Source organism: Pelotomaculum terephthalicicum JT (assembly GCF_022410535.1).
GTDB classification, from domain to species: Bacteria; Bacillota; Desulfotomaculia; order Desulfotomaculales; family Pelotomaculaceae; genus Pelotomaculum_D; species Pelotomaculum_D terephthalicicum.
Map to the genome: position 1 here is coordinate 132,212 of NZ_JAKNBL010000003.1, position 21,859 is coordinate 154,070.

Consider the following 21,859-nt stretch of genomic DNA (forward strand, 5'->3'; position numbering starts at 1 on the left):
TCTTTTTGACAACCTGGCTTCAAGTGAAATGCAGCGCGATAAGCATAATGGTGCTCACCAGGCAAACCAGCATTACTGCAATATCGGCGCCAAGCAAATTCAGCCGCCTGAGGTAAGTGCGCCGGGGATAAACCCTGAAGCCGCGGGCCTCCATGGACACCGCCAGTTGTTGAGCCTTGAGCATGGTCCCGTAAACCACGGGAAAAAACAAGCGCCGGTACAACGCCATCTTTTCCCTCCAGGGGACCTTCTTCAGTTCAACTCCCCGCAGTTGGACCGCGGTAACCACGTTGCTCAATTCATCCCGGAAAACCGGCAAAAAACGAAGCGCGATGGAAACCATGAAGGCCAGTTCATAAGGAACTTTCCACTGCACCAGGCCCAGGATAAAGTCCCTGGAGCTGAACGTCGTGAACAGCATGGCGGCGGCGGCAACCGTCATAATGCGCAAAACGACACAAACCCCCATGCTCAAGCCCCCGGTGGTAATCAACGGCACCGGCCCCGCGGCCAGCAGCACCTCGCCCCCCGGCGAAAAGACGCACTGGATTACCAAAAGAAACAGCATCAAGGATAAAAACGGTTTTAGATAATCCCCGATAACACTAAGCTCAAAATGAAAAATCATTAACAGCGCCACAGTAACCGCAAACACCAGGAGCAGTTGTCCCGGCGTGTTATAAAGCAAGGCCAGGCCTGAGAGGCAAACAACCATCACCATTTTGGTCCGGGGGTCAAGCTTCATAGGCAGCGTTTCCTTTCCGCCCGCTGTCCGACTGGATCCGGCCGTCTTTCAAGGCGACCACCCGTTCCGCCATTCTGCCGACAAAGGGTTCGTCATGGCTGACCAGGATCATGCCTCTGCCCAGCCGGGCAATTTTTTGCAAATAATCCGCCAGCAGCTTTTTCCGGTAAGCGTCCAGGCCGGCGGTGGGCTCGTCCAGGATCAGGAACAAAGGCTCGTTGGCCAGCACGGCGGCTATGGCCAGCCGTTGTTTTTCCCCCCGGCTCAAGTGCAGGGGAAAGACATTGCGATAGACCCCCAGTTCAAAATAATCCAGGTAGAACTGAATCCTTTCCTCCACCATTTCCGGCTTATAACCCCGGTTGGTCAAGCCGAAACCTATCTCTTCGGCCACCGTGCCGCAAAAAAGCTGCACGTCCGGATTTTGAAAAACGTAGCCGACGCGGCGGCCGATTTCCCCCAGCGAATATCCCGCCAGAGGACGGCCGTCCAGGCGGATCTGTCCCCCGGACGGCTGCAAAACCCCGATCATCAGCTTGGTCAAGGTGGTCTTGCCGCCGCCGTTCGGCCCGACGATAGCCGTTATCTCATCCCGGTCAAGCGCCAGGTCGATTTCCGTCAGCACGCGCCTGCCGCGCTTGGGATAGGAAAAAGAAACCCGGGTTAGTTCCAAGAATGCCATAACTTCTCTCCCATAAAATCCCGGTCGGCAAGAAGCGTTTCCGTCCGGCCATAACGAAGCAGCGCCCCTTTTTCCATCACCATCAACCGGTCGGCAAAATCAACCGCCTCCAGGTCGTGCTCCACGGCAATGATGGTTTTCCCCGCGCCGCGGAGTCTTTCCAGAACGGCCGCCACTTTCTTCCTGCCCGCGCTGTCAAGACTGGACATTACTTCATCCAGGAGCAGCACCGGCGGGTCAAGCGCCAGCACCGCCGCCAAAGCCACCAGGTGTTTCTCGCCGCCGGAAAGCCGGTAAGGATTCGCCTCCCTTAAAGCGGCAATCCCCAGGAGATCCAGCACATGCTCTACTCGCTCGCGGATACGGCCGGGCGGCAGACAAAGATTCTCCGGGGCAAAAGCAATTTCATCTTCCACCGTCGGCGAAAAAAGCTGCGTGTCGGGGTCCTGAAAGACCATGCCCACCTCAAGCGCCAGGCCGGCCGCCCTCAATTCCCGCACGTTCTTGCCGTTGAGCAGCACTTCCCCCGCCAGCACGCCGTCCCGGTTGTGGCGGATGGCTCCGCACAGGCAAAAACACAGGGTGCTCTTGCCGCAGCCGCTCAAGCCGGCCACTACCACTATTTCTCCCCGGCCTGCCTGAAAACTGATGTTATTTAATATGAAGGGACCGCCCGGCCGGTATTGATAAGTCAGTCCCCGCGCCACCACAGCATCCGTCAGTGAATTTCACATCCCGTCCCATTTTTGCCGCCCGCTCATAAAACGCCTCCAGCAGCCTGAATCTGGCTGCATTAATGCACATAATATAAATCCTCATCACATAATTGTCAATCCATGGCCCGTATAATCACGTTGCAACGTAGTTTATTCAAGCAAGAATCGCTGCGTCGCGCATATTGTTATATTGTTTCAAAATCTAGTCAAGACCACCCCAAAATGGGGTGGCTTGCACGAGCCCTATAAGGGCTAATTACTAGCCAGCGCCTAAATGACGCTGGCTTAAACTTCGTTCAAGCCAATGTGCACTGATTACTTGGCAGGACCCTTAAAAGGGTTCTCAAGTTCTTTCGTCGAAATTCTATCCATTATTTGATCATATTTATCTTGCTCGCGTATATACTTTGCTATGGTTTTTTCATTCAGCCCTACTATACTGACATAATATCCTTCGGCCCAGAAATGCCGGTTGCCAAATTTATATTTCAGGTTTGAGTGCCTGTCGAAAATCATCATCGCACTTTTTCCCTTCAAGTACCCCATCACCTGCGACACACTATATTTCGGCGGAATACTAAGCAACAGATGGATATGGTCAGACATCATGTGCCCCTCTACTATTTCAACACCTTTCCACTTACATAAATCTTTAATTATCTCCTTTATATCTGCCCGTAGCTCGTTGTATATTATTTTCCTTCGGTATTTAGGATGAACACTATGTGGTACTTGCACAGCCATTTAGTATGTGCTAAACTCTCTGCCATAAGCAACACCTTTCTTCTGTTTTATTGATGGCTTGAACACTCATCATTTTAACAGAAGGCAGAAAGGTGTTGCTTTGCTTAAGCATTGAATCCCACCCGCATAGCGGGCGGTTTTTTGTTCTCCTGGCTAAAATCATGCCAGGAGAACTTACTAAAGTAGAATCAACGGGGGCGGTGCAATTATTTTTAAACATATTCGTTGCGCTTACTATATCCACCGGAATTTGGTATAATAACTAATATAGCAATATTGCAATATTGCTATATAAACGAAAAGGGATGTGGACCAACTTGTCCGAAACCCGGATTAAATTAATGGACCCCAAGATAGACTTTGCCTTTAAACAGATATTTGCCGGAAATTCACAAGAGAGCAAAACTGTCTTAATAGCTCTTTTAAACGCTATCCTGGACCGGGACGAGGATGAACAAATTACGGATATTATTTACCTCAACCCTTATACTGACAAACCCTTTGATGATGCCAAACAATCAATCATGGACATTAAAGTAAAGACCGCCGAAGGCGAACTGGTGGATATTGAAATACAAATCAGAAATACGGACAACTACCGCAAACGTTCCCTTTACTACTGGTCCGCCATGTACGCCGAACAAATTGTAGCAGGCGAGTCTTACTTTGAGATCAATCCTTGCATTGTCATCAATATCCTTGATTTCAACCTGATCCGGGAAAATGAGCACTACCACAGTGTCTTTGACATCCGGGAACGCCGGCGCGGTTTCCAACTGGTGGGCGATCTGGAGATACATTACTTGCAGCTAAACAAGTTATCCGGCCAAGCTGACGCCACCGGCCTCACCACTTTGGAAGAATGGCTCATCTTTATCAAAGACGCGGCAAACATGAAAAAGCGGGGACTGATCGAAACCATTAAAAAACGGAACGAGGTGATTGCAATGGCTGAAAAAATCCTCGCCCGGGCCAGCGCGGACGAATTTGCCAGGGCAGCTTATCAACAAAGGCGCAAATGGTATCTGGACCGTGTATCCAGCGAAGAGTATTTAATCAAACAAGGAATTGAGCAAGGAGAAAAAATAAAGGCGCTGGACATTGCCAGAAAAATGCTATCATTAGATTTTACAGACGAACAAATTTCCCTCACGACCGGACTGAGCAAAGAAGAGATCGCGGCACTCCGCAAAGAATGACAGGAGCGAAACGCCGCGGCTGTGGCGCAAAAGCTGTCACGTTGCTATTTCCCTTAAATACTCCTTATATCTTCTGACCAGCCCGAAAAGGAACAGAATAATAAATAAAACCGCCCCATAGATACCCGCCTTGCTTTGCTCCTGCCGCCGTAGGGGCACGGCGTCGGCCGACATCTCGAATACGCGCCAGGGCTGGTAGCCCGATTGTTCCGGCGCAGCGGCCATGGAAACGGCAACCGCCGCATCCTTTTCCGCCAGGTAACGCCGGGCGGACTCCGGCGGCCCGGGAGGAGTCCCCCGCGTCTCACCGGCGTCGTTTGACGCAATACCCTGCCCGCCAGTATCCTGGTCCGGACCGTTCACGACGCAGGCGGCCGTCAAATTGCCGACCACAGTGGTCACGGTGATCGTAGCCGTACCCTCGCCGACAACCGTCACCAGGCCGTTTTTATCGACCGTGGCCACACCGGTGTCGCTGGAACTCCAGCGCACGGTCTTGTCCGTGGCTTCATCCGGAGCCACGGTCGCCTTCAGCCGGACCATGCTGCCGACCTTGAGGTTAACCATGTCCCGGTCGAGGGTGACCCCGGCCGGCGGCGTGCCGCCCAGCATCACCTCGATCGCATGCACCCATTTGACAGACTGGGGAGCAGTATGCTCATCGGCGTCGCTCTGACCAAACAGCAGCCTGAACCTGGTCGAGGTATCGTAAGTGCTAAAATCCGGGGCGGCGTCAAACCGTTGCCAGTTGTCCTTGTACGCTATGAGCGGCTCCACCCGGACCGCCCCGTATACCGCCTCGGGTGTGGACGAGGCGGTCTCGTAATCCCAGCCTGCAGGCAGATTAGGATAATAGAAACGGGGGGTGTCCAGCAGGAAAGACTTGTCTAAACACTGGTACCATCCCTTTTTGACGTCAGTTGAAAAAAAATAAAATTTCTGCGCGGAGTTTACGTCGATGCCGGCGTCTTCCAGCAAATCGGTCAGCTTGACCCCCGTGGCCGCGTCCACGCACACCGCCGGCAGGCTGTCGATGAAGGTATAGGCCTGCCTGACCTGCGGCAGCGCGTCCAGGTCGCTAAGCGTGTAGACCTTCTTCGTGTAATAGGGCCCGCCGAAATAGCCGACCTTAATGGTCAGCGTGTCGGCCGCCACGCCTTCAACGCCGGTGCCGCAGCCGGTGCTCGCCATGACCGGCCCGGCAACCCACAACAGGCTGAGCAGCGCGGTCAGCAGCATTACGACGACGACGGCTTTCCATGGCCCAGGTCTGAATTCGGGCCCTCTCAACTTCATTGCTTTTCACTCCAGCGCATTAAGCGCAAAATCATGGCCGCCGTTTCCGCCCGGGTGGCAGTCACTTGCGGGGCGAAGGTGTCTTCGCTCACGCCGCTTACTATGCCGCAAGACACCGCCAGGTATATTTCATTTCCCGCCCACGGCGATATATCCCCTTTATCCTTGAACTTGTCAATTATTTGCTCAGTTACACTATGAGACAGATCCGCCGTCGACTTCATTTTCAGCGCCCGGGAAATAATCACCGCCATTTGTTCCCGCGTGATGTTGTCATCGGGAGCAAAAATGTCGTCGCTATAGCCCATGATCAGTCCCGCCTTGACTGCCGCCGCCACGTAATCGTGATACCACGCCCCGGCGGGCACGTCCGCAAAAGAAATACCCGTATTCTGCCCGGCCTTGATCTTTAAAGCCGCGGTCAGCAGCTTGGCAAATTGGGCGCGGGTGATCTTTTCTTCCGGTTTGAATTCCGTGGCGGTCACCCCGTCAATTATTCCTTTTTCCGCTAAAGCTTTAATGTCGTCCCCGGCCCAGTGCCCTGCTATGTCGGCAAAATCCCTGGCTAGAGCAGGCGTTGCCGTTCCTGTGGCGATGTTATATTGAAAAGTTGCCGTGTCACTGTCTAATTTGCCGAAACCGATGGTTTTTGCCTTAATTATCAAATTGCCGTTGATCGGCACCGGCTTGTTCAGTTCCGGCCGGAAGCTGGGGTAGCTGATGTTAAATATATAGCTTCCATAATCAGGTTCGCTTCCGTCAAGGGTGTAGTACACCATGACATTATCCGCGGCCTCATCCGGCTTCCGCAGGGTTACTTTCGTACCCGGGGCAACCGTGCCGGACGGGATATCGGCGGTGGGCGCCTCCCATTGCGCCGGGGGCGCCGTCAGCACTTCAATGACTCCCCCGTTGCACATTTCCTGAATCATCACGCAATCACCGCCGGTGGGTTCATTCGGCGCCCGCTGGCCAAAACATATCCGGCCCTGGGAATCGTTCAGAGCAATGATCGTTTCCACCGGTATTTTTCCCTTCTCGCCGCGAATGGGCGGCCAATCCGCCAGATCGCCGGGATTTTCACCCTCGGGGAAATAATACCGGGGTTCTTCCAGCAACTGTTCCCTGGTGAAATCAGCGTGCACAAACCTGCCGCCGGTTGGTTTCAACCTGAGCAGAGTCGCATTGTCCTTTAAGCCGGCCACGTCTAAAATGCTTTGCAGCGACGGTCCGGTCATATCTTGAAAAACTTTCAGCGCCGGCCAGTGGTTGTACCCGGAATAAGTGTAAGTTTTCTGCGGCAGCGCCTGTAAATCAGCCATGGTAAAGGTCACTTCTTTTTCAACCCCGTCGCCTGTTACCGTCAGCGCCGCCGGTTCAGCAACCGCGCCCGCGCCCCGCGGCACGGCCATGAACAAGAAACCGGCAGCCAGGCACAGCCCCGCCATGGCGGCCAGAAATTTACGCAGCTTGAAACCCCTGCTGTTTATCATTACTCTTCACCTCGCACAAAACATTAAACGTATATCTTCAGTAAAGCGCGCCGCTCCACACGGCGTTATCGCCGCCACTCACTCCCGTACTCCGCGCCGGCGGCGCTTACTGGAGCTCCAGGCTCACGAGCCAGTTGGTAAAGCGCTGCCCGGATTTGTCGCCGCAAACAACGGCTTGCAGGCTCCCCTCCCCGCCTGCCTTGGTTGGCAATGATTTGCCATTATCCGCATAAACAATATACACATTGTCCGGCTGCAGCACTTCAGACATTTCCAGCACCTGGCTGTAGTAGTCGACCCCCCTGGTAATGATTTTTTTGTGCTTTTGGGCCAGACCGGGATCAATACTATTCAATACAGTCAGAAGCGGCGTGCCGGTAAAATCGTACTCAATGATGTTCTCGCCGCTATCGCTGCTATTGCCGCTATTATTGCCGCAATTATTGCCGCAATTGGATTGAACCATCACTTTCTTTTCAACGGCCGGTAATTTCCGGAGGTCGGCAACGGTAAAGCTGCCTAATGTGTCGGCGCCGGCTTTAATTACCACCGTTCCTTCCTGCGGGCCGCTTTCCCGGGTTAAATATGAGCAGACGGCAATAATCAGGACCAGCAGTCCAACCCCCAGGGCCAGCCACTTTTTGTTACTAATACCTTTCACTTTACTTTCATCAGCATTATTTTCAGGCATTTCGCCACCCCCTGAGCACCAATTCACGTCTCAAACAATCCCTCGCTTATCCCCGGACTCACTCCCTCTTTGAATAAGGCCTCAAAATCGCCGTTTATTTACATACCCAAAGTTCACTTATCCCACGATAAATTTTATTTTTAAATACCATTTTCTATTACTGCGCCGCGGCGGGATTGATATAAGTCAGGAATCGTTTCAAAACCGCCGCGCTTTGAGCCCGGTCGGCGTTTGTCAGCGGTGAAAAGTCCCCGCCGGGCAGGCCTTTGATGATCCCGGCCCGGACAGCCAGGGCCACATCCTCCTCCGCCCAGGGTGAAATCATTTGCCGGTCCCTGAACTGGGCCAGCTGCTGTTCCCGCCCGCCGCCGGATAAAGTCTCCTCTTTCCCGGCGGCCCGCGCCGCCCGGGTGATCATGGCCGCCATTTCCTCCCGCGTGACGCAGGCATCCGGCTTAAAGAAACCGCCGTCATAGCCCGTGATGATCTCTTCATATGCGGCGGCGGCCACACTGCCGGCATACCATTCCGTACCGGCCACGTCTTGAAACTGCCCTTCCCGTAAAACACCCTCCGGCAAATCCAGAGCCCTCACCAAAAGGGCGGCGAATTCCGCCCGGGTGATCTCGCTGCCGGGTTCATAAGTAGTCTCGCTTTTGCCGCGGACCAGCTTCCTGGCCGACATATATTCTATATCCTCCCTGGCCCAGCTTTCCTGGATATCGGTAAAAGCCACGCCATTTCCAGTTGCTGCGGCTTCCTGTCCGGAAGGTCTATCCTCAACGGCCTGTTCGGCAGCTGACTGACCGGGCTGCAACCCGTCCACTGTAAATGTAAAGGTAACAACCTCGCTGTCCCGCTTGCCCCACCCGACGGTTTTAGCTTTAACGGTGATGTCATTTTCCACTGCAATCGGCTTGTTTAAAGTCGGAACATGAAAGCTGACATTGTAGATTTTGCTTTCCAGGTCTGGTGTGCCGCCGTCGGTGGTATAATAAATTTTTACTTTTGGGTCGCCTGTCAGGACGATTTCCGAGCCTTTTTTAATCTTGCCGCCCGGCACCGCGGCTTCTTGCCGGGTATCAGGGTCGATGATTTTTACAGCCGGCGGTTCCCATTGCGCCGGGGATTCCGTCGTGACGGTAATGGTTTTCAACCTTTTGACATACTCGCAAAGAGTTTGTTCCGTCAGCGCCCGCTGGCCGAAGCACAACACCGGCGTGTCACGGTCGCTCATCTTGGCGAAATCGTCGTCATCCTCCACCCGCTGCAGGGCAATCAGCGGCTGCACCGCTTCTTTGCCGTCGGTTGACGATTCCATCAGATTGGGGTAATAGTAGCGCGGCTCGTTCAACAGTTCATCCACGGTGAAGTCGATCCGGTAACCGTCGCTGCCCAGGAAAGTAATCATCTGGGCTTCCGGCTTCATGCCGGCCTGCTCCAGCAGGGTCCGCAGCGGCACACCCTCTGCAGCCACAAATAAATTGCCGGGCCAGTCGCTGACCACTGAAAATATCTCTCTTTCCCGGCTCATCGCCTCCAGCTCGGCGCGGGTGAAAGAAACTTCCTCTGCCACCCCGTCGCCATTAATGGTAAGAACAGCGCCCGCCGCCGTTTGGTCTTCGGGACCCCCTGCTGAAGATACTGAAAATTTATACCTTTTCAACTCCGGCCGGTCCGCGCCGCCGAGGATAATGGTGTACTTGCCTTCGGCCGCCGCGGGCTCCAGTGTGAAGCCGGCCGTAAAAACACCTTTTTCCACCTGGGGCCGGCAGCTGTATACCAACTCGCCCCGTTCATCCTGAACGGTTATGGAAACTTCCTTTAGATTTTGCGCCGTTCCCTCCATTTCAACCCGGTCGCCCGGTCCGTACACGCGGTGGGAGCTGTGCGAAGTGAGATTCACCTTGACCTCCCCGTCATCCGCGTAACCGGCGCCGGACAGCAGCAAAGACACGGCCAGAACCGTCAAGACACACGCTAATAACTTGACCATCCGAAGCGGCTTCATAATGCTTCTTACTCACCTCTTCAAAGTTACTGCACAATCTTTCCGGACTTACCTTTGAAACATTTACGGTCACTGTACTTGCTTATACAGCCGCAAAATCATGGCCGCCGCCTCGGCCCGGGTGGCGGTTATTTGCGGCCCGAAAGTATCCGCGCTCAGGCCGCTTACCAGACCGCGCGATACTGCCAGCGCTATTTCCCGCCCCGCCCACGGCGAGATTTCTCCCTTGTCCGCAAACTTGTCCATTACTTGCCCGGCATCGCCGGAAGCCGCCTCCGGTGCTTTCATTTGCAAGGCCCGGGCCAGGATCACCGCCATTTGTTCCCGGGTGATGTTTTCCTCGGGAGCAAAGGCGCTGTCGGTGTAGCCCATAATTAATCCCGCCCGGACTGCCGCCGCCACGTAATCGCGATACCACGCCCCGGCCGGCACATCGGCGAAGGCAAGCGCCGCATCCTGCTCTGCTTCAATATTTAGCGCCGTGACCAGCAATTTGGCAAATTGGGCGCGGGTGATCTTTTCTTCCGGCTGGAATTCCGTCGCGGTCACCCCGTCAATAATGCCTTTATCCGCCAATGAATAGATATCGTCTTTAGCCCAGTGCCCCTCCAGATCGGTAAAATACCTGGCATGTTCAGGTTTTGCCGCTGCCGCCGCCTTGTCCCCCGCCTCAGCGGCGCTTTCCGGCTTGTTTACGTCTTCTGCCTTGTCCGCGGTTTTTTCTTCAACCGCGCCGGCTTGGGGCGTTGACCCCGTATTGTATTGATAAGTGACCACCTCGCTGTCCAACTTGCCCATGCCTATTGTTTTAGTCTTAATGACCATATTGCCGCTAATCGGGATGGGCCTGTTCAACTCGGGCTGGAAGGTGGGGTAGCTGATATTGAATATGTTGCTTCCATATGTGGGCTCGCTCCCGTCCAGGGTGTAATACACGATGGCGTGATAAGGCGTCCCGTCGCGGTGCTGCAGGGTTACTTTCTTGCCCGAAGCAACCGCGCCGGACGGAATATCGGCGGCAGGCGCCTCCCACTGCGCCAGGGGCTCGGTCGTTACTTCAATCGTTCCCCCCTCGCAGAGCCCTCCGAGCATCTGGTTCTTGCAGCAAGTCGGCTCGTTCAGCGCGCACTGGCCATAGATTATTTTGCCGTTGGACTCGTTCAGGGCGAGCATCGTTTCCACCCGCACTTTCCCTCTTTCACTGCGGGTGGGCGGCCATTTCCCCAGATTATCCTCGTCTTCCCCATCGGGGAAATAATACCTGGGTTCGTCCAGCAGCTGTGCCTTGGTAAACTCGCTATACACATCCGCGGACAGTTTGCACCTGATCATGGTGGCGTTTTCCTTTAATCCCGCCGCGTCCAGAAGGGTTTTCAACGTCGGCCCCTTCATGTCTTTAAAAATCTGCAAAGAAGGCCAGTGGTTATATCCGGAGTAAGTGTACGTTTTCTGCGGCAGCGCCTGCAGGTCGGCCAGGGTGAACTGCACCGTTTTTTCCACCCCGTCGCCCGTCACCGTCAGCGCCACCGGCTCAGCCGCGCCCGCCCCCGGCGGCGGCGCCGCGGCCAGCAGCCCGGCGATTATGCATAACCCCACGACAGCCGCCAGCAGTTTATTAAGTCTAAACCCCCTAATGTTAATCATCACTATCCACCTCACATTGTATTGGAATCAATATAAGTCAGGAACCGTCTCAAAACCGCCGCGCTTTGGGCCCGGTCGGCATAAGCCCCGGGTGAAAAGTCACCGCCGGGCAGGCCCTCGATGATCCCGGCCCGGGCAGCCATGGCCACATCCTCCGCCGCCCAGGGTGAAATCAGCTGCCGGTCCTTGAACCGGGCCAACTGCTGTTCCAGCCCGCCGCCGGATAAAGTCTCCTCCTTCCCGGCGGCGCGCGCCGCCCGGGCGAGCATGGCCGCCATTTCCTCCCGGGTGATTCGAGCGCCCGGCCTAAAGAAGCCGCCCGCGCAGCCCATGATGATCTTTTCATCCGCGGCGGCGGCCACACTGCCGGCGTACCAGTCCGCAGCGGCCACATCCTGAAACCGCCCTTCCGGCAAAACACCTTCCGGCAAGCCCAGCGCTCGCACCAGCAGGGCGGCGAACTCCGCCCGGGTGATCTCGCTGCCGGGTTCATAGGTGGTATCGCTTTTGCCGTGGATCAGTTTCCTGGCCGCCAAAAATTCAATATCCTCCCTGGCCCAGCTGTCCTGAATATCGGTAAAGGCCGTACCTTTTTCAGCGGCCGGCGCTTCTTGCCCGGCAGGTTTGTCCTCAACAACTTGTTCATCAGTTGACTGGTCAGGCTGCGTATCGTCCACCGTGAAAGTAAATGCAACAACCTCGCTGTCCCTTTTGCCGTATCCGACGGCTTTAGCCTTGACCGTGGTGTCCGTCTGCACCACGATCGGCTCGGCCTGGCCCGCCAGCGGCCCGCAGCCGTGGGCGTTGTAGATCTCGCTGTCGAGGTCCGGCGCGCTGCCGTCGGTGGTGTAATAAATCTTTGTTTTCGGGTCGCCCGCCAGGGCGATTTGCGCGCCGCGCTTTACCGCGCCGCCCGGCGTGGCCGCTTTTTGCCGGGTGGCCGGGTCGATGATTTGCGCCGTCGGCCCGGCCCACTGCCCCGGAGCATCAGTGGTTACGGTGATGGTTTGCAGGATCTTGACGAAACTCAAGAGGGTTTGCTCAGTCCGCGCCCGCTGGCCGATGCACAGCACCGGCGTGTCCTGCTCGCTCACCTGGCTGAAATCAGTGGACCTCTCCGCCCGCTCCAGCGCTATTAGCGGCTCGACCTCCGTCTTGTCGGGGAATATGTAGCGTTTTGTTTTCAACAACTCATCGATCATGAATTCGGCCTTGTACCCGTCGCTGCCCGTAAAGGTAATCATCCGGGCTTCCGGCTTCACTCCGGCCTGCGCCAGCAAGGCCCGCAGCGGCACCCCCGCCGCGGCCACCGTTAAATCCGCGGGGAAGTCGTTCGTCGCGGAAAACACCGCCCTTTCCTGCTCCATCGCCGCCAGTTCGGCCCGGGTAAAGACAATTTCCCGCGGCACCCCGTCGCCCGTGATATAAAGCAGGCCTATTTTCTGCGTTACCTGCGCGTCCGCATAGCCGCCGGCCTGGACGGCGACGGCGTAATCCCCGGACGTCCGGAACACACTTTTATCGATGGTGATTTTGCCGGCGTCTATGACGTATTTCCCGGCCTCCAGCGCCGCGCCGTCCACGCTGACCCCGCTGATCGCCCCCCGCCAGGACGCGTCGTCCGCGAAGGTCAGCTCCACCGGCTTCCTGATCACGTTCTGCGCCGCGTCAGCCGCCAGGGCGGGCGCCTCTTTCAGCCCGCCCGCGGACAACAGCGTGTCGCCGGCGGCCTCCGCCGCCCCGGCCGGCTGCGCGAAGCCATGGCTTAACAGCATGGCCAAGGCGATCACCGCCGGGAACAGGGCGCGCAATATCTTGTTTTCAAGGCTGAGCAAAAACATCTCCCCCCCAAAGAAATATTGATGATAATACATGACGGACGTATCTCTGGCAAATTGTGTTATATTTATCGTAAATCGTAGTAATGTTTTTTGACCCGGGTTAGGATTGTCGGTGTTAGTATGCTTTGAGCAGGTGTTGGAATCAAGTGTGTTAAACTGCTTGAAGAATTTATATGATGGCTCCGCGCTATAGATGTAATATTTTGCGTAAATATGCTTAATAGTATAAATAACCATACAAAGTATAAACTAACGTAACATAGTTGTCAATTAACAGCACTATTGTTCATTTGTGTTATATTGATTATTATTCCCGTAGTTGCGCTGTCTCTTGGTCATGGATACAGCATAATTCCCCCTGCGGTGCCACACCGGCAATATGGGGGCACCCGCTTCGCCTAGAAGAAATTAGGTTATAAGATGCAGAAAAGCGGCCAGTTACCATGAAAAGGCACTGGCCGCTTTAATAGCGTTCCCAAAACCATAGGCCGCGGCAGTTGACAATCAATCTATTACTTTACTCTGTAACCTTCTGCCAACCGGCGGTTATTTTTAAGGAACATTGATGTAAATTGTTGTAATGTTTTTATTAAAGTTATTTATGGTGTAATCATCTTCAGTTGTCTGACCGTAGAAATTCCTGATGGTATTGCTGGTGCTTAAAGAACCGTCAGCAACATCCTCGCCGTTGGCATACTTGGTGGCAAGTATCGCCGGCACCGCGTACTGTAGCGAATGGCTGACCGAATCATAATAGTAGCGTGTAGTGTCCAGCAAACTGCTCTTGTCGAGTTCCACAACGTAATCGTCGGAGGCTACAAACTTGATGCTCTCAACGTTGTCCAGACTACTCCCCAGGGCATTCTCTAAAACGTCCTCTAATTCCGGCCCCTTGGCGGTGTAATACTTATACACAGGCGGCACGGAGCAATCAACGGTTGAATAATTATACTTAGCATTAGTAAAATTAGTTTCCAAATCGGATCTGCTATACGTTGCTAAATGTGAGTCCGTATTGTCACTGATGTCGTGCAGATAAACATCCACGGAATTGGTAGTCGCGAAAGCGGCAACGCTGGTCAGGCAAATGGACAATGCCACCAGCAGCAATACACCCAGTGTTTTCAGGCTTCTTAATTTCATTTTTATCCTCCTCGTTTTTTTATTTTTGCACTGCCGCGGCCAAGCCAGTCGTTAGATCGAACTATGGACTTACCCGTTTTTCACCTCCCCTTTCTGTATTATCCTCATTTTCATAAATTATCCATGTATCAATATATATTATAAACCAACATGAAACTACTGTAAATAACTTATTCAATATTTAAGTAATGTTTTTTTATTTTTTGTTTTTATTGATACACTGTTTAGGTTAATTGGTTACGGTGAAGCTTGTGTTCTGCCAGGGAGCAGCCAGCGGTGTCTGGGCATCCCACCCGCTCCAGACAAACACGTCGACGTAAACTTCGCCGCTCACACCGCCGGGCAGGACGCAATCCGCGCTCACAACCGCTCCCGCGGCGGTAATGCCGGACGACACCGCCACGCAGCTCAGCACCCTGCCCCCGCCTCCGGCGGTGGCCCCAGCTCCATTCCTCACCTGAACAATGACCAGTCCGTTGATTGTCTCGCCGCCGTTATTGTCTATCCGGACCCGCACACGATATCCGCCTTGCCCCGCGACGGTATCGATCTCTTCGTTATTTAACGGATTCAGCAGGCGCACCCAGCCGATATTCAAAGCGTCGGCCGCGTGCGCCCGCGGTGCGCGCAACGGAGGGCTTGGGCTTGCTTCATCCGCCAAACCCGCAGGCGCATACGTCAAGAATACCGACAAACAAATCAGGAACGGCCATATTCTTTTCATTACGGCTGTCATACCTAATCAGACGTAATAGTGAAACTGAATTGTTGATAAGGCAGGTCAATGGGCATGCCGCCCTCGTCGAAGACATAAACGTCTACATAAGCCCTGCCTGCGGGCAGATCGGGTATTTTGAAATCAGCGTAAACATCCGCCCCGGATGCCGGAACGTCCGCCTGCAAGCTGACTATCCCCAGCGGCTCTCCGCCGCAGTCCACCGCGGCGCCTTCTCCGGCGCGCACCTGAAGCACGGCCGTCGCGGTCTGCCGTCCGCCCGTGTTATTATTCAGGCGGGCCTGCAGGCGGCAATATCCTCCGGCGGATACGGAGGGTATTGCCTCGCTCTCGCTGTTCAAGAGCTTGACGCTGCTCACGGTGACCCGGGAGTCCATAGCCCCGCTCTTGTTAATCTTGTACTCGTCCAGCACGCTGCCGGCCGCGTTCCTGGTAGTCATGGTCAACACGCCGCCGTCAATACTGATTACCGTATATTCGTTGCAGCCGTCGTCACCTTCGAACACTTTGGCGATATAATCATGCGCCTCCGAGTTAATGTAATTCTTGGTGCCCGCGTTGCCCATCAGGTAAGTGATACCTTCCGAAGGCATATTCTTGACCTGCCCCTCGCGCAGGGGATAGGTGCGCATATACATGTGCTGATGCCCGACAAAGACCATGTCCACACCGTTGCGCTCCATCACCGGCACCCACTTTTCCTGCATCATGGCGGCTTTTTCATCGTCGCCGGAGTTGCCGGAATTGACCCCGTAGGGAGGGTGGTGGAACATGACAAACTTCCATTCTTTGGCGCTGCTTTGCAAGTCACTTTCCAGCCAGTCTATCCCCGCCTGGGCGGCGTCGTCATTTCCCATGCGGTTGCTGTCCAGCACAACAAAATGGGCATTACCATAGTCGTATGAGTAAAAGTGTTCCCTGAGTCCCGCCGGGCCGTTTTGGGGCAGGGCGAAAGATTTGAAGTACAGGGTCGGATCTTCATTTTCATGGTTGCCCAGGGCCGGCATCAGCGGTATACGGTCGAAAACACCGGCCGCCGCGCTGAAAAAATCCGACCACTGCCCGGAATCTTTCGTTTCGTCGACCAAATCGCCGCACTGCATGGCAAACTTCAGCTCCGGATAAGCGGCGCAGGCGCTCTGCAGGAGCTGCCCCCAAGCTTCATAACCCATTTGCACATCACCCATATACATGAAGGAAAAGTTATCTGTCGCTGCCGCCGTGCTAAATGTGCTCGCTTCGCTCCAGCAGCCGTCCGCGCCGACGCGGTAGGCGTAAGCGGTACCCGGCTGCAAGTTGTCCAACTCCGCCTCAAAATGATTGTAACCGTCATATAACGCAACGCCGATGGCTTCTTTTTCCTGCGCCCCGCTGAAATCCGCCGTTTTTTCGCTTTCCTTCATGTACTGCACTTTCCCTGCCGTGCCGCTCATGCGCCAGGCCACGGTCTGGCTGGTCTGCGGGTCGGCCGTCCAGGACAGGACGATCTGGTCCGGTTGGGCGGCGTCCCCCGCCGCCCAACCGGGTCCCGTTAAGGTAAAGCCCACCAAAAGCACGCAGACCAGCAGCGCGGCTAGCTTTTTCCGCCGGCCTTTTTCCCTTGCCATAACATCACTCCCCCCGCGTTTGGTTATTGTTCGTTAATCGTGAAACTCAAGGACTGGCTGACGCCCGCCCGCGGCACCATGGTGTTCCAGTCGTCCCAGATAAAGACATCCACGTAGGCCGGCCCGCTTACACCGGCCGGCATGGTAAAATCGGCGCCGACAGCGGACCCCTCGACAACCGGGATCTCGCTTTCCAGCCCGACGCAGCCCAGCACCCGGCCGCCCCCGCCGCTGGTGGCGCCGGCGCCGCCGCGCACTTGGATAATTACCAGGCCCGATTTAAGTGCGCAGTAATTGTTGCCTATGTTTGCCTGAACACGGCAACCGCCCTGGGCGGGGACGGAAGTCACGCTCTGCCCCGCCGGGTCGAGCAACTCCACGCTGTTCACGGCAAAATAGTGCCCGGCCAGCACATTCACCCCGGCCAGCATTGCGTTGATTGCATTTAATTCGGCACTGTTGGTAGCTTTTATGCATTTAACCGTGCCGCCCCGGCAGACCGCATAATTGGCGCCAGGCGTTAAAGCTATAACCTCCAGGCCGGCCAGCCTATTTGCCAAGCCTGAAATAACACTCGGACTTGCACCCCAAGATACCACGGCGCCGTCCTTCTTCACGGCGTAAATCTGTCCACTTGCATCAACTGTTACACTAGCCACGTCATGTAAATCCGCCGGCACATACCGCGCGCCATGATTATTGTCGCCCCAGACCACCACGGTGCCGTTCCCTTTCAAAGCGGCACAGGTAGGCCTAGGATTATTATCATAGCAGGAAATATCCACCACATCATTCAGGCCGGCCGGCACGTCGCACTGGCCGTACCTGTTGTCACCCCAGGCCGCCACCGTCCCGTCCGCCTTCAAGGCTATGGACAAGTTATCCTTGGCGTAAATGCGCGCCACATCGCTCAAGCCAGCCGGCACGTTGCACTGCCCGTAACTGTTGTCGCCCCAGGCCACCACCGTCCCGTCCGCCTTTAAGGCCAGGCAGTGATTACTGCCTGCCGCGATGGCGGCGACCCCGCCCAGGTTTGGCGGCACGTCGCACTGGCCGTACCTGTTGTCGCCCCAGGCCGCCACCGTGCCGTCCGCCTTCAAGGCCAGAAAGCAATACTGAGAAGCCGCAATGGCTATGACGTCCCTGACGCCATCCGGCACCGCGCACTGGTTGTCGTCGTTATAGCCCCAGATCAGCACCGTGCCGTCCTCTTTTAAAGCTATAGCGTTGCTACTTCCCCTAGTTGCAATTGCCTTAACATTATTCAAGCCCGCCGGCACATTAACCAGGGGACTATTCTGGTAACTGGAATCATATGCCTTAACGGTGCCGTCCATATTCAACACGACCGGCTCCTGATCAGATTTAACAATTCTGGCGACGGCCTGGGCATAGTCGCCGGCGGCGTAAGCCTCCGGGGTCTGGGGAATACCGATCGCTGGCCCGGCGTAGGGAACGTCGTCCGCGAAAAGGTTAAGCCCGGCCGGCTCTTCGGCGCACTGCCCCTTATAGTTACAACCCAGGGCCGCCACCGTGCCGTCCGCGCACAGGACCAGCAAGTGGTCCCAGGAGCCGCTGAAGGCCAGGACCCGCCCTAGAGCCGGGGGTACAGCAAAAGGCATACTAGCTAAAGACCCTGTTGAAGTAGTATAAGTACCCCAGCCGGCCAGGCTGCCGTCCCATTTGACGGCTGCGCCAAGGGACACCCCGGCGCCGATGGCCGTGAAAAACTGCAGGGATGTTTGTCCCACGTCCTGGCCGAGCCCGTTTTGCCCCCAGACGACGAGCTCGCCGTTGGCTTTCAAGGCCATGCTTTGCCTGGTGCCGGCGGCGATGGCCACTACGTTGCTTAACCCGGCGGGCACGGCGCACTGCCCGTAGCTGTCGTCGCCCCAGGCCACCACCGTACCGTCCGCCTTTAAGGTCAGCACATGCGCCAGGCCGCACCGGACGGCCGCCACGCCGCCGCCCTCGCTTAGGCCGGCGGGCACATTGAGCTGGCCGGAGCTGTTGTCGCCCCAAACCGTTATCCTGCCGTCCTGCTTCAGGGCGGCGGAAAAGCTGCCGCCGGCGGCAATATCCACCACCCCGCTCAGGCCGGCCGGCACGTCACACTGGTGAGAGGTATTGTCGCCCCAGGCCGCCACCGTGCCGTCCGCTTTCAGGGCCAGGCTATGATCTTGTCCCGCCGCCAGGGCGGTAGCGTGCAAATTGTACAAAACATTGCACTGGCCCTTGGTATTCGATCCCCAGGCCACCACTGTGCCGTCTTTTTTCAGGGCCAGACTGTGGCTCTGCCCCGCCGCCAGCCGCCTGGCATAGGCGGCCGTTTCGCTCTCCCGGTAAGCCGCCGGGGTCTGCGGCAGGGTAAACTGCCCGCTGACCCGCCTGACGTGGAGGGTATAGGTTTTCTGAGCATCCGACTCAGCCGTTACTTTGACCGTGACGGTGTTATCGCCCTCGGCAAGGCCGTAAACCGCGGCGGCAACGCCGGCTGTGGCCGGCGTCCCGTTAATCTCCAGGGCCGCCGTGCCGCTGACGAGCTGCGCGGTGACGAGAATTTCCGCCCCGGCCACGTCAGTCACATATTCTGTCTGAGCGCAGTTAAAGACGGGGCTGAGGCCGTACGCCTCCCCGGCCCCGTTGCTCACGGTAAGGCCGCAGAGGTTGGCGTTGCTGCTGACGGCGCTGCACAGGTTAAGCCCCGCCGGCACATCTCCCCTTATGCCCGTTGATCTGTTCCACACAACAAGCGCACCGTCCTCTTGAAGAATAAAAAGATTATTCATTCCACCGGCCAGCGCCAGCGCCCGGCCTGGCTCGGGCGGGGAAGCCATAAAGCTGCTCCTACTCTGCCAGACCGTAACGGTACCGTCCGCGGCAAGAGCAGCGCCGAAATTATCTCCGGCGGCTATGGCCCGCACGTCGCTGAGCGTCGCCGGGACAGGGCTGCTATCATTCCAGCAAACGACGGTGCCGTCCGCCTTTAAAGCCACTACCTGATCGTTGCTGCCGGCTGCTATAGCCACCACATTGCCGCTGAACCCGACCGGCGTCTCGCACTGCCGGTAGTCGTCATATCTGTCCCAGGCGGTTACCGCGCCATCGTCGCCGAGGGCCAGCACATATTGTCCATTTAAGGCCACAGCCGCCGCGGCCTGCCCGTTTAAGTCCAGCGTCTTGCCACCATCCAAATTAGTTCCCCAGACAACCAGCGTATTGTCCACGCTGAGGGCCGCGCTGTTTTTTCCGTCGGCCGCTATGGCCTTTATGCTCTTCCCGGCCAGCGCGGCGGGAAGACTGCACTGGCCCTCGCTATTCAGCCCCCAGCCGACGACGCTGCCGTCCACCTTCAAGGCCAGCACATGACTGTCTCCCGCCGCCAGGGCCCGCACCCCGGTCGCCCCCGCCGGCACCGCCAGCTGCCCGTAGGTGTTATCCTCGCCCCAAGCGACCACCGTCCCGTCCTGCAGGACCGCCGCCGCAAAGTTATTGTCGCCCGCCATCCTGGCGCCGTAGCGCGCGTAGTCGCTGGCCGCGTAGACCTCTGGGGTCTGCGGCAGGCCGCCCGGGCCCCCGGCCGCCCGCGTGACGTGGAGGGTATATGTTTTGGCCGTGCCATCCCCCGCGGTTACTGTTATCTCAATCGCGTTGTCGCCCTCGGCAAGGCCGTAAACCGCCTGCGCGACACTGCTTGCCGCGTCCGCGCCGTTGATTTTCAAGGTTGCCCCCGCGTCCGCCGTGGTGGCCGTTATCTCCACGCCGTACACGGCATTGGGCACGCTGACGCTGTATGCGGTAACCGCCGCGTCAAATTCCGGGGCCAGGGCATAGCCGGCCACCGCCAGCCCGCTCAGGTCGGTGTTGTTACTCGCCGGCGAGCCGCGCTTGACGGTGAGGGTGTAGGACTTAGCCGTGCCGTCCGCAGCGGTTACTGTTATGTCAACCGGGTTGTCGCCCACGTCGAGGTCGTCAACCGTTTGCGCGACACCGCTTGCCGCGTCCGCGCCGCCGATTTTCAGGAACGCTCCCGCGTCCGCTACTGTGGCCGTTATCTCCACGCTGTACACGGCATTGGGCACGCTGACGCTGTAAGTGGTAACCGCCGCGTCAAAAGCCGGGGTCAGCGCGTAGCTGTCGACCGCCAGCCCGCTCAGGTTGGCGTTGCTGCTCGCCGGCAGCAAATTGAGCCCGGCAGGGAAATCAAGTTGACCGTAGTCGTTGGGACCCAAGGCTGAAAGACTGCCGTCCCCCTTTAAAACGCAAACATTCGACGCCTTGCCGTTTGCCTGTGATATTGCACCCACAGAAAGCGCCTTCACATTAACAATATCGCCGTTGTTTATATTCGCAGGCAAGCCGTTACCTGTACTGCACCCCCTGATTGTTCCGTCAGCCAGCAGGACTACCGCCAGTTGGCGCCCCGCTCCGATAGCCCGCACATTCTCTTGCGATAAAATGTTGTAAGTACCGTTTTTACATTGGTTAACATGAGTGGTGGTTCCCCATATTGCCACGGTGCCGTCCTTTTTCAGGGCCAGCCAGTGCTGTGTTCCCGCCGCCACCGCTACCACATCTGCTGTTTCCGGAAAACCGGTGATGCAATCAGCGTGTCCCCAGACTCTGATGGTGCCGTCCTGCTTAAGGGCCACGGCGCCATAACTGTTAATGGCCACCGACACTACGTTTGCAGTCGCCACGTCTGCCAGTTCTGCCAGCACCGTGGCCAGGTTGGGTGATGCGCTATATAAGCCCCAAGTAACAACCGTGCCGTCCGCTTTGACCGCGGCAGACATAGAGCCGCCGGCCGCTATCGACTTCACTGCCCCCGGCTGTTTAAGTTCGGCGGGAATTGTATCTATATAAGGTGCTTCAGTGGTCGATGTACCATTATAATAACCGGTGCCCCAACCGGTGACCGAGCCGTCGTCCTTCAGGGCCAGCGTGCAGAACTGTCCCGCCGCCACGGCCTTGACGCCGGACAGCCCGTCCGGTACATTAAGCTGATCATGAGTGTCATTGTCATTGTTAGCGCCCCACACCGCCACCGTGCCGTCCGCCTTAACCGCCGCCATATGGTACTTGCCGACCGCCATCTTCGCGGCATACTTGGCGTAGTCGCTGGCCGCGTATGCTTCCGGGGTCTGCGGCAGGGGGGTTGGCTCGTCCGCCAGGCCGGCCGGCGCATAAGTAAAGGCATACGTAAAGAATATCGATAAACAAATTAGGATCGACAATATTCTTTTCATTTGCTCCGCTCCTCCTGTTATTTTGATTGACATTCCATGGCATTAAGCGCTTGCCGTCATTT

General features: G+C 56.5%; 14 protein-coding genes and 1 pseudogene. 1 reads left to right on the top strand and 14 read right to left on the bottom strand.

The window, feature by feature from the left end; genetic code table 11:
* Nucleotides 1-19 precede the first annotated feature (19 nt).
* The 4 genes and pseudogenes from L9W92_RS04180 to tnpA all read right to left on the bottom strand — a co-directional run bounded on the left by L9W92_RS04180 (nucleotide 20) and on the right by tnpA (nucleotide 2,913).
* Entirely contained in the window at nucleotides 20-745 is a 726-nt protein-coding gene (locus L9W92_RS04180; RefSeq protein ID WP_240082488.1) for an energy-coupling factor transporter transmembrane component T family protein, read from the bottom strand.
* Complete coding sequence (locus tag L9W92_RS04185; protein ID WP_240082489.1) at nucleotides 735-1,427, bottom strand: energy-coupling factor ABC transporter ATP-binding protein; 693 nt, start codon at nucleotides 1,425-1,427, stop codon at nucleotides 735-737. Before L9W92_RS04185 ends, L9W92_RS04180 begins: the two co-directional genes overlap by 11 nt.
* Complete coding sequence (locus L9W92_RS04190) at nucleotides 1,409-2,134, bottom strand: energy-coupling factor ABC transporter ATP-binding protein (protein ID WP_240082490.1); 726 nt, start codon at nucleotides 2,132-2,134, stop codon at nucleotides 1,409-1,411. Before L9W92_RS04190 ends, L9W92_RS04185 begins: the two co-directional genes overlap by 19 nt.
* Before the next feature lie 324 nt (nucleotides 2,135-2,458).
* Nucleotides 2,459-2,913 (bottom strand): annotated as a pseudogene (tnpA, locus tag L9W92_RS04195) (IS200/IS605 family transposase).
* A 291-nt stretch (nucleotides 2,914-3,204) separates the two neighbouring features.
* Here tnpA and L9W92_RS04200 point away from each other — a divergent pair.
* The gene (locus tag L9W92_RS04200) at nucleotides 3,205-4,086 is read left to right on the top strand and encodes an Rpn family recombination-promoting nuclease/putative transposase (protein ID WP_240082491.1); all 882 of its coding nucleotides are present in this window, start codon (nucleotides 3,205-3,207) and stop codon (nucleotides 4,084-4,086) included.
* A gap of 36 nt (nucleotides 4,087-4,122) precedes the next feature.
* Here the strand turns inward: L9W92_RS04200 and L9W92_RS04205 are convergent, their stop codons facing one another.
* From L9W92_RS04205 to L9W92_RS04250, 10 genes are all read right to left on the bottom strand, one after another.
* Complete coding sequence (locus tag L9W92_RS04205; protein ID WP_240082492.1) at nucleotides 4,123-5,277, bottom strand: Ig-like domain-containing protein; 1,155 nt, start codon at nucleotides 5,275-5,277, stop codon at nucleotides 4,123-4,125.
* A gap of 101 nt (nucleotides 5,278-5,378) precedes the next feature.
* Nucleotides 5,379-6,875, bottom strand: a complete 1,497-nt coding sequence (locus L9W92_RS04210) for an S-layer homology domain-containing protein (RefSeq protein ID WP_240082493.1) — start codon at nucleotides 6,873-6,875, stop codon at nucleotides 5,379-5,381.
* A gap of 106 nt (nucleotides 6,876-6,981) precedes the next feature.
* Nucleotides 6,982-7,566: a molybdopterin-dependent oxidoreductase gene (locus L9W92_RS04215; RefSeq protein WP_240082494.1), complete on the bottom strand. Its 585-nt coding sequence runs from the start codon at nucleotides 7,564-7,566 to the stop codon at nucleotides 6,982-6,984.
* A 157-nt stretch (nucleotides 7,567-7,723) separates the two neighbouring features.
* Complete coding sequence (locus tag L9W92_RS04220) at nucleotides 7,724-9,577, bottom strand: S-layer homology domain-containing protein (protein ID WP_240082495.1); 1,854 nt, start codon at nucleotides 9,575-9,577, stop codon at nucleotides 7,724-7,726.
* Nucleotides 9,578-9,646: 69 nt separating this feature from the next.
* The gene (locus L9W92_RS04225; RefSeq protein ID WP_240082496.1) at nucleotides 9,647-11,221 is read right to left on the bottom strand and encodes an S-layer homology domain-containing protein; all 1,575 of its coding nucleotides are present in this window, start codon (nucleotides 11,219-11,221) and stop codon (nucleotides 9,647-9,649) included.
* Nucleotides 11,222-11,232: 11 nt separating this feature from the next.
* On the bottom strand, nucleotides 11,233-13,056 hold the full coding sequence (locus L9W92_RS04230) for an S-layer homology domain-containing protein (protein ID WP_240082497.1): 1,824 nt from the start codon (nucleotides 13,054-13,056) through the stop codon (nucleotides 11,233-11,235).
* Between the two features lie 558 nt (nucleotides 13,057-13,614).
* The gene (locus tag L9W92_RS04235) at nucleotides 13,615-14,205 is read right to left on the bottom strand and encodes a hypothetical protein (RefSeq protein ID WP_240082498.1); all 591 of its coding nucleotides are present in this window, start codon (nucleotides 14,203-14,205) and stop codon (nucleotides 13,615-13,617) included.
* A 229-nt stretch (nucleotides 14,206-14,434) separates the two neighbouring features.
* The gene (locus tag L9W92_RS04240; protein ID WP_240082499.1) at nucleotides 14,435-14,929 is read right to left on the bottom strand and encodes a hypothetical protein; all 495 of its coding nucleotides are present in this window, start codon (nucleotides 14,927-14,929) and stop codon (nucleotides 14,435-14,437) included.
* A gap of 14 nt (nucleotides 14,930-14,943) precedes the next feature.
* Nucleotides 14,944-16,548 (bottom strand): purple acid phosphatase family protein, encoded by a 1,605-nt coding sequence (locus L9W92_RS04245; RefSeq protein WP_240082500.1) that lies wholly within the window; start codon nucleotides 16,546-16,548, stop codon nucleotides 14,944-14,946.
* Nucleotides 16,549-16,571: 23 nt separating this feature from the next.
* Complete coding sequence (locus tag L9W92_RS04250) at nucleotides 16,572-21,797, bottom strand: cadherin-like beta sandwich domain-containing protein (RefSeq protein WP_240082501.1); 5,226 nt, start codon at nucleotides 21,795-21,797, stop codon at nucleotides 16,572-16,574.
* Nucleotides 21,798-21,859 lie beyond the last annotated feature (62 nt).